Origin of the sequence: Dactylosporangium sp. NPDC050588, assembly GCF_040654975.1 — a bacterium.
Lineage (GTDB): Bacteria > Actinomycetota > Actinomycetes > Mycobacteriales > Micromonosporaceae > Dactylosporangium > Dactylosporangium maewongense.
In genome coordinates, this window is the sequence record NZ_JBFAJA010000129.1 from 1 (window position 1) to 13,193 (window position 13,193).

Genomic DNA, 13,193 nt, shown 5'->3' on the forward strand with positions numbered 1-13,193 from the left:
ACACCATGGCCGATGATCCGGGTTCGTGGCGAACGGTCCACGATCCCCTCAAGATGCGCTTCTAATCAACCTTGACTAGACGTTTCCTCCTCGTGTACTTTGGCCAAGTAATCAAACTTGACTAGCCTCAACCAATCCGTTCGCAACATCGAGAGAAGGAATCGAACCCATGGGAAAGCTCGCGATCGAGACGAGAGGGTTGAGCGGAGGTGGGCGCGTGTCGGCGACGAAGCTCCTGGTGCTCGGTATCGTGCACCTCTCCGGCGGCGCGCATGGCTACCAGGTGCGGTCCGAACTGCAGAGCTGGGGTGCGGAGAGTTGGGCCAAGATCAAGCCCGGCTCGATTTATCACGCGCTGAAGAAGGCGGCGGCTGATGGCCTCCTCACCGAACACGCCGAGCCGGGCAACTCTGGGCCGGAGCGCGTTCTGTACCGCGCGACAACTCGGGGACGTGACGAGATGGTCGAACTGGTCCGCGACGGTCTGCGGCGCACCCACGACCCGGACATGCTCAACGCGTCCATCGCCATGTTGCCCATGCTGACCAGGACAGATGCCATCGCGCACATTAACGAGCGGGTCGCGCGCCTGGAAGCGGAGCTCGTAGTGCAGGCCAAGTGGCGGGAGCACCCCAATCGGGACACCCCCGAGCACGTCCGCGATCAGGCCGAACTGTGGGCGGGACACGCACGCACCGAACTGGAGTGGGCGAAGAGCCTGAGCAAACGACTGTCTGAGGGCGCCTACACCATGGCCGATGATCCGGGTTCGTGGCGAACGGTCCACGATCCCCTCAAGATGCGCTTCTAATCAACCTTGACTAGACGTTTCCTCCTCGTGCACTCTGGCCAAGTAGTCAAACTTGACTAGCTCAACCAATCCGTTCGCAACACCGAGAGAAGGACTCGAACCCATGGGAAAGCTCGCGATCGAGACGAGAGGGTTGAAGAAGAGCTTCGGCAAGACCCACGCGGTCGCCGGTGTGGATCTGGCCGTGAGCGCCGGTGGCGTGTACGGCGTGCTCGGTCCGAACGGGGCGGGCAAGACCACCACGATCCGCATGCTGGCCACGCTCCTGCGCCCCGACGCCGGAGAGGCGCAAGTGCTCGGCTACGACGTCGTGCGTGACGCCCAGGCGGTGCGGAGCAGGGTGGGCCTCACCGGGCAGTTCGCGTCGGTCGACGAGGACCTCACCGGGGTGGAGAACCTGTTGCTGCTCGCCAGGCTGCTCGGCTACTCACGCCGCCGAGGCAGGCAGCGGGCGACCGACCTGCTCGACGCGTTCGGTCTTGCCGAGGCGGCCGACCGGCAGGTGAAGAAGTACTCCGGCGGGATGCGCCGGCGCATCGACATCGCGGCGAGCCTGGTCCTCACCCCCGAACTGATCTTCCTCGACGAGCCCACGACCGGGCTCGACCCGCGCAGCAGGAACCAGGTCTGGGAAATCGTCAGGGGCATGGTCGCCGAGGGCGCCACCGTGTTGCTGACCACGCAGTACCTCGACGAGGCCGACCAGCTGGCCGACCGGATAGCGGTGATCGACCACGGGAAGGTGATCGCCGAGGGCTCGAGCGGCGAGCTCAAGGCATCGGTCGGCGCCGGCTCGCTGCACGTACGGCTACGTGCGCCCGAGCAGCGGGCCGAGGCCGAACGGGTCCTCGCCGGCGTCCTCGAGGTGCCGGCCGAGCCGTCCGCCGACCCGGCCGCGCTGTCCGCGCGGATCTCCGACCCCGAGCGGGTCGCCCGCGCCGAGCTGTCCCGCAGCGGCATCGACGTCACCGAGTTCGCGCTCGGTCAGCCGAGCCTGGACGAGGTGTTTCTCGCCCTGACCGGACACGCCGCCGAGGAGACACCCGAGGAGGATGCCGCATGAATGCCACGACCGCGGAGCAGGCGTCGGCGCCGGTCACCGAGGACGCGCTGCGCAGTGTGCTGTTGGCCGGTGAGCGGCCGTCTCGCCCCGGCCCGGTGCTCACCTCGTTGACATTCGGCTGGCGGGCGCTGCTGAAGATCAAACACGTGCCCGAGCAGCTCGTCGACGTGACCCTGTTCCCGATCATGTTCACGCTGATGTTCACCTACCTGTTCGGCGGCGCGCTCGCCGGGTCGACACAGGCGTACCTACAGTTCCTGCTGCCCGGCATCCTGCTGCAGGCGAACGTCATGATCACCATGAACACTGGTATTACGCTGAACACCGACATTCAGAAAGGCGTTTTCGACAGGTTCAGGTCGCTCCCGGTGTGGGGACCGTCCCCGCTGGTCGGCGCCCTGCTCGGCGATCTGGTGCGCTACTCGATCGGGTCGGCGATCGTCATCATGCTCGGCCTGGTCCTAGGGTTCCGGCCGGAGGGTGGCGCCGTCGGCGTGGTGCTGTCGGTCGCGCTGCTGCTGGTGTTCTCGTTCTGCCTGTCGTGGCTGTGGACGATGCTCAGCCTGATCCTGCGCACGCCGAACTCGGTGGCGGGGGTCAGCATGATGGTGATGTTCCCACTGACGTTCGTGAGCAACATCTTCGTGGACCCGAAGACGATGCCCGGATGGCTTCAGGCGGTCGTCGAGGTCAACCCGATCACCCACCTGGCGACCGTGGTACGCGGCCTGATGCACGGCTCGGTGCCCGCCGGAGAAATCGGCTGGGTGCTCGTCTCGTCCGTACTTCTCGTCGCGGTCTTCGGTCCCATCACCATGGTCCTCTACCGCAACAAGAAATAGATCCCGCTACCGCGAGCACTTGGTCGAAATCAACTCCGACAACCCGGCCCACTCGGCCAACGCCATCACCGGTACCAGGCCCGGACACGACAAGGAGAGCCGAATGAGCACCATCCCCAAGAACAACTCGGAAACCGTTGCGCACACGCCCGGGCGGGCGAGCAGCATCGGGGTCTGGATTCTGCAAGTCGTCCTGGCGGCGATAATCGCCGACGGCGGAATCTCGAAGCTCGCCAGCGACCCGGTCATGGTGGACATGTTCGCCGACATCGGGGCTGGCCAGTGGCTCCGGTACCTGGTCGGAGCGCTGGAGGTCGCGGGAGGGGTTGGACTTCTGATCCCGGCTCTGGCGGGCCTGGCCAGTCTCGGGTTGGCGGCATTGCTGACCGGTGCTGTCATCACCGATCAGTTCGTGCTCGAGCAGAGCCCTTGGCTGCCGCTCGCCTTACTCGTCGTGGCGGCCGTGATCGCAAGGACGCGGTGGTCGCGCACCGAGGCCGTCGTCGGCACGCTGCTCAGGCGCTGAGACAAACCTCTCGAACGGAGATGTGAGATGAACGAGATGGCCTTTCGCGTGACATCAAACGATGGCACCACCATCGCCTACGACAGGGAAGGAAGCGGTCCGGCCGTCATTCTGGTGGGCGGAGCACTCGACGAGGGGGTGGAGAACGCTCCCTTGGCGCCAGCTCTCGCCGAGCACTTCACGGTCTACAACTATGCCCGTCGGGGACGCGGCGCGAGCGGCTTCACCGAGCCGTACGCCGTGGAAAGGGAGATCGAGGACCTGGATGCGTTGATCGCGGAGGCGGGCGGCTCGGCACACCTGTTCGGGGCGTCCTCAGGCGGCGCGCTGGCGCTGGAAGCCACCGCGGCCGGGTCAGCCATCGACACGATCGCCGTCTGGGAGGTGCCCTACGCGGTCGGGGACGACATACGCCCGCGATTCGAGGAGTACATCGCAGACACCCGACGCGCCTTCGACGCCGGGCGAGACGAGGAGGTTCTCGAACTGTTCATGCGCATGACCGGCGCCTCCGACGACAACATCGCGGCCAGGAAAGCGGCAGGCAAGCAGACGGCGCATTGGGCGCATTCGGTCGCCCTCGCGCCCACGCTGGTCCACGACAGCGTCTTCCTCAACCGCTACCAATTGCCGGCCGATCGACTGGCAACGGTCACCCAACCGGTCCTGGTCACCACCGGAGGACCGATCACGGCCCCCTACATGGCAGGCCTGCCCTCGGACTTCTTCGACCGCGCAGCCGACGAGCTCGCAGACCTACTACCCCACGCTCAACGGGAGACCCTCGAGGGGCCGGATCACGTCGTCGACCCACAGACCGTCGGCCCGCTGTTGCTACGGTTCTTCAGCACCGAACACTGAGGGGCCCGCGAGGTGTTGCGGGAAGACCGATTAGGCACCGCGCAAGCAGATCTTCGTCGCGCCAGGGACACGGGGCGGACAGGTAGTGTCGAGGTTGATGTCGTCGGCGGCATCACAGGCCTGATCCTGGGCGTGCTCGTCACCAACGTCTTCGTCACCACGCAAGGCCGGGCCGTCGTACTGACCTGGGCCTCAGTGGGACTCGACCTGGCCTACTCGCTGCTCATCGGCTCCGTCGTCGGTTGTACCCCGCACTCCGGGCCGACTCAGTACCGCCCACCGAAGCCCTGCGCAGCACATGACCAGGCACCTCGGTAGGGCCAGTCATTCCGGGCTGTGGTCGCATGCGGTCACCGTTCCCAGGCGGTGGCCCGGTGCCGAAAGTCGTGCCCACGGCGTGCTCACGTCAGGAGTGCCACCGATGACGCAGCCGCGTTCCCGGGTCGACCTGTACGCGGCGATCCGACGGGATGCCCGATCTGGGATGTCCAACCGCGCGCTGCAGCGCAAGCACGGCGTCGGCTTCCGAACCGTGACAGCGGCGCTGGAATCTGCATGGCCGAAAGAGAGAAAGCAACCGCCCAAACGCGGCTCACGGCTTGACGCGTACCGAGTGGTGATCGACGACTGGCTGCGCTCGGACCTCGACGCGCCGCGGAAGCAGCGACACACGGCGAAGCGGATCTTCGATCGCCTGCTTGACGAACATGACGGGGCCGGAGTGGTGTCGTACTGGATGGTCCGCGAGTACGTCGCCACCCGACGCCGTGAGATTCGCGTCGAGGTCGGACGGGAACCTGCCAACGCGTTCATCCCGCAAGAGCACCTCCCGGGCCGCGAGGCCGAGGTTGACTTCGGCGACGTCGCCATCCGCCTGCGCGGCGAGCTCGTAACCTGCGCGCTGTTCAGCCTTCGGCTCTCCTACTCGGGCAAGGCCGTGCACAGGGTCAGTGCCTCGGCTGGGCAGGAAGCCTTCTTCGAGGGTCACGTCCACGCCTTCAACGTGCTCGGCGGGGTGCCGACCGGGAAGATCCGCTACGACAACCTCAAGGCCGCCGTCGCGAGCGTGATCGGGTTCTCCCGCCAGCGGGTCGAGGCCGACAGGTGGACCGCCGTCCGTTCCCACTAAACCCGTGTTGCCGTGAGTTCCCGGAGCCGGATGTCTACGTTGGTCGGCCTGGTCATCGGGCTGACCTGGGCAAGGGTCTGGACTCCTGATCATCGATGAATCTATGATCCAGTCTCGGGATTCCTGAGACTTCCTTCGGGAAACCGAGTTGTGTCGTGGATTTTCGAGCTGGAGGCCGCTGTGTCGGTGGCAGTGGTCAGGGACCTGCGGGCGCATCAGCGCCTGGACGGGCCTGGGCAGATCGCGGCGTTCGAGTAGGATCTGCTGGCCGAGTTCGTGCTGGCACGCTCGTCGGCGGGGATCACCGACGCGACGATCCGAGCCGATGTGGCCGCGGTCGAGGAACTGCGGGAGTGGTTCGGCCGGCCGCTATGGGAGATGACGCCTCAGCACATCGACACCTTCTTTGGCCGGCATCTGCGGCAGGCGATGCCGGGCACGAAGGTCCGCAAGGCGGCCGGGTTCGCTGTCTACTTCGAGTTCCTGGAGCTGCGGCACAAGCCGGACATCCACGCGGCCACCGGGTTCGTGGTCGAGTCACCGCTGGACGAGATGAACCGGCCGCGCGGCGGCACCCATGGTCGGCTTCGGATCCCGCCGACGCCGCGGGAGGTCACGCAGCTGTTCACCGGCTGGCAGTACGGGCTGGACAGCGCCCGCAAGTACGCAACGGCGGTCCGCAACTACACGGCATTCCGGCTGGTCAGCTTGATCGGCCCGCGGGTGTCGGAACTGTGCCTGCTGCGCATGGGTGACCTGCGCTGGGAGCTGGGCCGGTTCGGCAAGGTGCTGCTGCGCGGCAAGGGCAGCAACGGCCGTGGGAAGAAGGAACGCCTGGTTCCGCTGATCAACGGGTCCCGGGAACTGCTGGACTGGTGGGTGCACGGACCGCGGTGGGAGTTCGACGACCGGGTCAACGACCCGATGGCGCCGCTGTTCCCGTCCGAACGTCGTCGGGCCGACGGCAGCAGCGGCTTCGCGACCACCGACACGCTGCGCGACGGGCTCGCCGAGGCCGTCGCCGTCCACCTGCCCGCCCAGGCGGACCGGCTGTCACCACACCTGCTGCGTCACTTCGCCGCCTCCGACCTCTACCGCAACGGCATGGACGTAGTGGCTATCCAGGAGATCCTGGGGCACGCCTGGCTCAACACGACGATGATTTACGTTCACGTCGACAAGACCCACATCGAAGACGCCTGGGCCGGTGCCGGCCAGCGGGCCGCGAACCGTTTCGGGAGCCGACGATGAAGTGGAACCTGCGCCTGGCCGCCGCGCAACGCGACATCTGGAGAGCCTCGCAGCTGCAGGCCATGCTCGCCGATGCCGGCCTGGTGATCAGCGCCGGGAAGATGTCGCACCTGTGGTCCAGCCAGCCGGTGACGATCCGGCTCGAAGATCTGCAGATCATCTGCACGGTGCTCGGCTGCACCCCAAACGACCTGCTGGTGCTGGAAGACACTCCGCTACCGGCACCGCGCCCGGTCGAGGCAGCGACTCCGCTTCGGGCCGTGGCGGGCGAGGCACCGATCCAGCGGCGGCACGCCGGCCGCAGCAAACCCCCGGTATGACGACAGCGTCACCACGCCGCCGGGGCAAACGCGTCTACCGAGGGCCGGCGCGCAGCTGCGAGCAGTGCCTGGCCTGGGGCGTGCTGCGCCAGCGGGTCTGCCGCGGCTGCGAAGCCTTCGCCCGCAAGAACCCACTTGGCCGCTGCCGCACCTGCGCCCGCCGAGCCGTCCCGGTCGACGAGGGCGTCTGCCGGCTCTGCCGCCAGCAGGCCAGCCTGATCGCCGGACCCGACTGCAAGACCGCGCTGGATCTAACTGTCGCGGCCAGCACCGGCCACCAACTGTTCCTCACCGGATTCTCAAGGGCAGCCATGACGCGCTCGAAGCCAGTGACGTTGCCGGCGACGCAGCCGACACTGGTGGCCTTGCCGGCTCGGTCGGCCGGTTGGGAGCAGCCGATTCTGGTCGACGCGCCGCGCGACTACCGACATGCCAGCAGCCTCGACCCGCCTCGTGATCCCAGCTTCCTGCGCTTGGTACTGCGCCACGCGGATGTCCTGTCGGAGCACAACGGCTGGCCACCACGCACCCTGCAACAGGTCCGCCGCGGCCTGCGGATGATCGCCAGCTGTCACGAACCGGGCGAGCCAGTCAAGGCCAGCACCGTCACCGCGATGAGCCCGCACGGCGTCCCCGGCCTGCGCGTGCTCGAGGTTCTGTTCGCCGCCGGCGACGACCTCGTCGTCGACGACCGCACCGACTCGCTCACCGTGTGGATCGACGCCAAGTTCGACTCGCTGCCCGCGCGGATGCGCGATGAACTTGACACCTGGATCACCGTGCTCCGACGCGGCACCCCGCGCCGCCGAGCCCGGCCCCGCATCACCACCTTCACCCTGCTCGCGGCCGCCCAGCCGTTCCTGACCGAGATCGCCGACCGCTACACCACGCTGCGTCAGGTCACCCGGCAAGACGTGCTCGACTGGCTCGATGGCCGCAAGCAGCAGGCCTCCGACGCTCATGCCCTGCGAGATCTGTTCGGCGTGCTCAAAGGCCACCGCCTGGTCTTCGCCAACCCGCTCTCACGGATTCACGTCGGCGGCCGGAACCCCAGCACACCGGCGACGCTGACCACCGGAATGCTGCACGCTATCGGCGACGCGGCCAAGAACGACCCAGCCCTTCAGATCGTGATCGCCCTCATCGGCGTCCATGCCCTGCGCCCTCATCAGGTCCGCGGCCTGACGCTCGATCAGGTCGATCTGCCGAACCAGCGCATCAACCTCGGCGCCGACCAGCGCCGCTTGGACGAGTACACCGCCGCCGCGTTGACCACCTACCTGCACTACCGCCACCAGCGATGGCCGGACACCGGAAACCCGCACCTGTTACTGACCCGCCGCACCGCCCACGAGCGCGGACCGGTCAGTGCCTACTGGCTCACCTGTCTCTTCGACGGCCTGCCGGCCACCGCCGCTCAGCTTCGCGAGGACCGCATCCTGGAAGAAGCCCGCGCCGTCGGCGGAGACCCGCTGCACATCGCCGCGATGTTCGGCCTCACCGCTAAACCCGCGCTTCGCTACGCCAAGGCCGTCTGGCCGCAGGCAGAACGCTGACATCGCCGCTGACAGGATGGAACAGTGACGACAGCGACCGAGTTCATTCAAGCCCTCGTCAACCGCTTTCCGGCCCTTCGGCCAGACTACGACGATCATGTCGAAGACATGGGCGAGCTCCTACCCCACGTCATCTTCGGGATCGGAGAAGGCTTCACCGACCGAATCGTCAACGCCTACCTGCAGGAAGACGACACCCTGGGCTGGCGAAGCGTGTTGGATTTCTTCGACGAGTACTTCGACCGCGGCGATCGTGACGTCGACGAAGTGCTGGTGACAAGCTTTCTCGACATGTTGCCCTGGCCGAACCAGCCTGGACACGGCCTGGTGGATCAACTCCCCAGACGCCTCCGCACCCGATTCAACCTGCTACGGCCGGCTGCCTAGCCGGCCACCGCTTACCGGACCCCGGATAGCCGTTGGAACACTGAGACGACGCCAGCTTCAATAGCCGTTGTCACTGATTCGTCGGGAACTCACCGGCCGCAACATCGTTATGCCCCCGGTTCAGTATCTCCAGCCGTCAGTATTCGTGAACTCACCGGGGATCGGCATCGAAGCCTTCTATTGCCAGCCCGGAATCCAAGGTGCGCACGAGAAGGGCGGCGTCGAGGGGCAGATCGGCTGGTTCCGACGCAACCACCTCGTCCCCATCCCAGAAGTCGACTCCCTAGACGAGCTCAACGCTATGGTCGACGCCTGGGACGAAGCCGACGATGCCCGGCGGATCGGGTCCCGCGCCCGCACGGTCGGGGAACACTTCGCCACCGAGCAGCCACTCCTCGCGCCCCTTCCGACCGAGCCGTTCGAGACCGGCCGCTGGTTCACCCCACGCGTGGACCGGTACGCCCAGGTCACGGTCCGGATGAACAAGTACTCCGTGCCCGCGTGCATGGTCGGCCGTCAAGCCCGGGTGCTCCTGAACGCCAGCGACCTGGTCGTGTTCGACGGCAGGACCGAGATCGCCCGCCACGAACGGCTCATGACCAAGGGCTCGACCCGGGTCGACCTGGACCACTATCTCGAGGTCCTCCTCCGCAAACCGGGCGCGCTACCCGGTGCGAAAGCGCTGGAGCAGGCCAGGGCATCCGGGCGGTTCACGCCCGTTCACGACGCCTGGTGGGCCGCGGCCTGCAAGGCCCACGGTGACGCCGACGGCACCCGTGCCCTCATCGAGGTCCTGATGCTGCACCGGCACCTTCCACACGACCACGTCGTCGCCGGACTCGCGACGGCGCTGCGTGCAGGCGCGCTCACCGCGGACGCTGTCGCGTTGGAAGCGCGCAAGTACAACGACACAGCAGATGGCGGAGCCGACGACACGACAGCGGACCACCAGTCCCTGATGAGCGGCGACAGGGCACGCGGAGAAGGCGAGATCCCTGCCGTGCGATCGCTGACCGAGCGCCAGCTCCGCGCCCACATCCCGGCCGACACTCGGCCGCTGCCGAGCGTGGAGAAGTACGACCAGCTGTTGGCCAGCCGACGTGACACCCCGAACGAAGGAGCCGCACCGTGACCACCAAGCGCCGTGGAATGACCGAAGAAGCAGCCGACGCCGCGATCGACCAAGCGTGCCGGATGCTGCGAATGCCCACCATCCGCAACTCCTTCACCAACTACGCCGACCGGGCAGGGCGTGAGCAGATGTCTTACCGCGGGTTCCTCGCCGAACTATTGCTTGCCGAGTGCGACGATCGCGCCCGACGCCGGTCCGAACGCCGGATCAAGGCCGCCAAGTTCCCCCGCGAGAAGTCCCTGCGGGCCTTCGACTTCGACGCCAACCCCAACATCGATCCCGCCGTGATCCACACCCTCGCCAAGTGCGAATGGGTCCAGAAGGGACAGCCGCTGTGTCTGATCGGGGACTCCGGCACCGGCAAGTCCCATCTGCTGATCGCACTCGGCACCGAGGCCGCCATGGTCGGCTACCGGGTCAAGTACACCCTGGCGACCCAGCTTGCCAACGAGCTCGTCGAGGCCGTCGACGAGATGACGCTGGCGAAGACCATCGCCCGCTACGGCCGCGTCGACCTGCTGTGCATCGACGAACTCGGCTACATGCAACTCGACCGCCGCGGCGCGGAACTCCTCTTCCAGGTCCTCACCGAGCGTGAGGAGAAGGCCTCGGTCGCGATCGCGTCCAATGAGTCCTTCGGCGGCTGGACCAAGACCTTCACCGACCCCCGGCTATGCGCAGCCATCGTCGACCGACTCACCTTCGGCGGCACCATCCTCGAGACCGGCACCGACTCCTACCGTCTGGCCCAAGCTACAAAGCAGCGGACAACCTGACACCCGTCGGGCGCGGAAGCGGTGTCGACGCAAACCAACATCCGCGGCACCGACACGTGCCCGGCGGTGTCAGAACTCGCCAATAAGCGGCGTCGGACGGAACCTCCGCAGCCACCTTACACAGCTTCAGCGACCGAGCTGGAGACGCGCACGACTCAGCCCGGCCATCGACGGATCGAGGGCAAAGGGCCCGCTCCGACTGGGCGGAAACCGTGTGCTCTGACCACGCGCTGTGTAGGTACCGCAATGTATGCGCTCGTGTGCCGTCTGGTCTCATCTAGAGAAGGCTCGTCCGGTAGTCGGCACCGAAGTTCGCCGCAAAGCATTGACCAGAGGGTCAGCCGCCAACCCGCAGGCTGGCTTGCCGGGCACTGTAGCCGATCACGACCACCGTGGGAAGACGCCCCAGCCAGCTGATCGATCTGTCGCCGAGTCGCATGGCGAGCAAGAGAACACGAGGCGCACGGGCCCCGGAAGGCAACGCACATCCGGGCCCAGGTCTCACTAACCCAGCCAGCCCGGACAACTACCGCCGATGCCCCCTTGCCCGGTGTCCACTTCCAACGAAGCCTGTCCGCGTGATCGGATCATGTTCCGGGCAAGGTTCTTGCCACCGGACGATCGGCCCAGACGCAACCCCCGTTTCGGTGGTCTCCAGCGTTGCCGGCGATCGAAATCATGACCTTCACAAGAATTTGAGAGGGTTGGCCATCGAATATCCGCACTCTCCAAGGATCGATTTGGCGTCGAGCGGTTGCGCGCCTACACCGAGGAATCTCCTCTAGCGAGGTTCAATCTCGACTAGTCAAGGTCGAACGGGCCATTGAGCTAGCCAACATTGACGGGCGCCAGGCGGACGTCGATGTTAAGCTATCTGATGCCGTTTCCGGCCTCCTCGCTAGATTGGTCGACATTCCACAGGCATGCATCCGCGTTGGGTCTCTCCTCATAATTAAGTACACGGACTCAACTGGGCCTGTGGTTCTGTCGCGAAATTTGTCACAGCTCGAAATCCGTGCGCTTGAGCAGTTTCCGGAAATTCAGAAGAAGCCCAGCGGAGCACTCGACGCGCTCGCATCCGCGATCTCATTGCTTGAGGTAGAGGAAGGCTCATAGCAAGTGTCCCCTCATGCCGCCGACCGTGCGCGCCGACCACGGCCCGCCCATCACCGCGTGTGGCCGGCCACCGCTCCTATGGCGCGCGACTTTGCCGAATTGAGGGTACTGAAAGAGTCGGCAGGGCGGACTCCGTCAGTGTGCGAACGCAATCCACGGGCGTCGGGGACGGGGCGATCTCCGCGTAGGCTCGGCTTGTGACTGAGTCGACACCCGCCGCGCCGCGGGTCTACGGCAACCGGTTCGCGGTCGATGGCTCCGGCCGAAGCCCACGGCCCGACGAGGCTTGTTTCAAGCAGCCGAACGCACGGGTTCGATTCCATGGAGAACGCCAGGACACTTCTTCGCCCGGTTGGCATCGTCTGTTGGAGTTAATCGACGAGGCGGCAGAGGACGGTCGTGAGGTGTTCCGGCCACTGGTCGACCTTACCCCGGTCGAGCGGGCCGACCTTGTCACGCTCCCGCCCACCATCGCGAAGCTCACGCGAGTCCGGCATCTCGTGCTGTACGGCAGTCCACTCGTTCGGATTCCTCCGGAGATCGGAGCGATGGCGAGCCTGGAGGTGTTCGAGCCGTACACCTCGTACGCGTTGCACTGGTTCCCGTTCGAGCTGACGCGGTGTGCGAGTCTCCGCCGCAGCACCGTCAGCACACGAGCCCTTTACGGAAACTACAAGTACCGATACGACTTTCCGCAACTTCAACCAGAGGGCGCACTGGCTACGGTCCCTAATCGCGACGACCTCGATCCGCAGATCTGGGGTGCCGTGACGATCCGGAGTTGCAGCGTCTGCGACGGGCCGATCGAACCGGTACGGTTTCGGCAGGTGTGGATCTCACTTCAGGTCGCAACCGACGTGTTGCCGCTGCTCGTCAACGCCTGCTCCGAAGACTGTGTCCGAGCGCTACCGGCCCCGCCAGAGGGTTACGTGGCTACGACGCATCAAGGCGGCCGCCACGTCCCCCAACCTGAGCCTTCCGATTGGTGAGGCCTCTGCAAGCGCACACCAACATGCCGCCGACGGTGCACGATGCAGGGCTGGCACGCCGCTTGATCAGACGCACGCACATGCCGCTGTCCACGCGCGTCGGCGTTCATCGTTCTCGATGCGGCAATGAAGGCGGAGGTTGGACGCGGTTGAGCATTGCTGTCAAGTGGCGGCTGGCGGTTCGTGCGGCCTGGAGGGATCATCGCCCCTCGACGTGCCCGACCTGGACCTGCCCAACAAGCGGACCCGAGGGGTTCGGCCAGGAGGGCGGCGAGTGGCGGGCCAGCTTCGAGCGGGAGCGCGAGGAGTGGGAGCGGGAGTACGCCGAGGCCCACGGCCGCTGGGAGGCCCACGGCCGCTGGGAGGCTCACGGCCGCTGGGAGGCCCACGGCAGGCAGGTCCTCGCCAGCCGTGCCGTGGGCCTGTGACCCGAG

General features: G+C 66.4%; 14 protein-coding genes. All 14 read left to right on the forward strand.

The window, feature by feature from the left end:
* Positions 1–169 precede the first annotated feature (169 nt).
* The 14 genes from AB0I21_RS52725 to AB0I21_RS52790 all read left to right on the forward strand — a co-directional run bounded on the left by AB0I21_RS52725 (position 170) and on the right by AB0I21_RS52790 (position 13,187).
* Positions 170–811, forward strand: a complete 642-nt coding sequence (locus tag AB0I21_RS52725; RefSeq protein ID WP_360572861.1) for a PadR family transcriptional regulator — start codon at positions 170–172, stop codon at positions 809–811.
* Between the two features lie 103 nt (positions 812–914).
* The gene (locus tag AB0I21_RS52730; protein WP_360572863.1) at positions 915–1,874 is read left to right on the forward strand and encodes an ATP-binding cassette domain-containing protein; all 960 of its coding nucleotides are present in this window, start codon (positions 915–917) and stop codon (positions 1,872–1,874) included.
* Positions 1,871–2,716 carry an ABC transporter permease gene (locus AB0I21_RS52735; protein ID WP_360572865.1) on the forward strand — a complete coding sequence of 282 codons (846 nt, stop codon included), beginning with the start codon at positions 1,871–1,873 and terminating at the stop codon, positions 2,714–2,716. The genes AB0I21_RS52730 and AB0I21_RS52735 overlap by 4 nt, the downstream gene beginning before the upstream one ends.
* 103 nt (positions 2,717–2,819) lie before the next feature.
* Positions 2,820–3,242 (forward strand): DoxX family protein, encoded by a 423-nt coding sequence (locus AB0I21_RS52740; RefSeq protein ID WP_360572867.1) that lies wholly within the window; start codon positions 2,820–2,822, stop codon positions 3,240–3,242.
* A 27-nt stretch (positions 3,243–3,269) separates the two neighbouring features.
* Positions 3,270–4,103 carry an alpha/beta hydrolase gene (locus tag AB0I21_RS52745; RefSeq protein WP_360572869.1) on the forward strand — a complete coding sequence of 278 codons (834 nt, stop codon included), beginning with the start codon at positions 3,270–3,272 and terminating at the stop codon, positions 4,101–4,103.
* 421 nt (positions 4,104–4,524) lie between these two features.
* Entirely contained in the window at positions 4,525–5,232 is a 708-nt protein-coding gene (locus AB0I21_RS52750) for a hypothetical protein (protein WP_360572871.1), read from the forward strand.
* A gap of 276 nt (positions 5,233–5,508) precedes the next feature.
* Positions 5,509–6,483, forward strand: a complete 975-nt coding sequence (locus AB0I21_RS52755) for a tyrosine-type recombinase/integrase (protein ID WP_360572873.1) — start codon at positions 5,509–5,511, stop codon at positions 6,481–6,483.
* Positions 6,480–6,803, forward strand: coding sequence for a helix-turn-helix transcriptional regulator (locus tag AB0I21_RS52760; protein ID WP_360572875.1), 324 nt, complete (start codon positions 6,480–6,482; stop codon positions 6,801–6,803). The genes AB0I21_RS52755 and AB0I21_RS52760 overlap by 4 nt, the downstream gene beginning before the upstream one ends.
* Positions 6,804–6,883: 80 nt before the next feature.
* Positions 6,884–8,359, forward strand: a complete 1,476-nt coding sequence (locus tag AB0I21_RS52765) for a hypothetical protein (RefSeq protein ID WP_360572877.1) — start codon at positions 6,884–6,886, stop codon at positions 8,357–8,359.
* Between the two features lie 24 nt (positions 8,360–8,383).
* Positions 8,384–8,746, forward strand: coding sequence for a hypothetical protein (locus AB0I21_RS52770; RefSeq protein WP_360572879.1), 363 nt, complete (start codon positions 8,384–8,386; stop codon positions 8,744–8,746).
* Positions 8,747–8,813: 67 nt separating this feature from the next.
* Positions 8,814–9,878 carry a hypothetical protein gene (locus tag AB0I21_RS52775; protein WP_360572881.1) on the forward strand — a complete coding sequence of 355 codons (1,065 nt, stop codon included), beginning with the start codon at positions 8,814–8,816 and terminating at the stop codon, positions 9,876–9,878.
* Positions 9,875–10,654 carry an IS21-like element helper ATPase IstB gene (istB, locus tag AB0I21_RS52780; RefSeq protein WP_360572883.1) on the forward strand — a complete coding sequence of 260 codons (780 nt, stop codon included), beginning with the start codon at positions 9,875–9,877 and terminating at the stop codon, positions 10,652–10,654. Before AB0I21_RS52775 ends, istB begins: the two co-directional genes overlap by 4 nt.
* A 1,313-nt stretch (positions 10,655–11,967) precedes the next feature.
* Positions 11,968–12,759, forward strand: a complete 792-nt coding sequence (locus tag AB0I21_RS52785; protein ID WP_360572885.1) for a leucine-rich repeat domain-containing protein — start codon at positions 11,968–11,970, stop codon at positions 12,757–12,759.
* A 149-nt stretch (positions 12,760–12,908) separates the two neighbouring features.
* Entirely contained in the window at positions 12,909–13,187 is a 279-nt protein-coding gene (locus AB0I21_RS52790) for a hypothetical protein (RefSeq protein WP_360572888.1), read from the forward strand.
* The last annotated feature ends 6 nt before the right edge of the window (positions 13,188–13,193 follow it).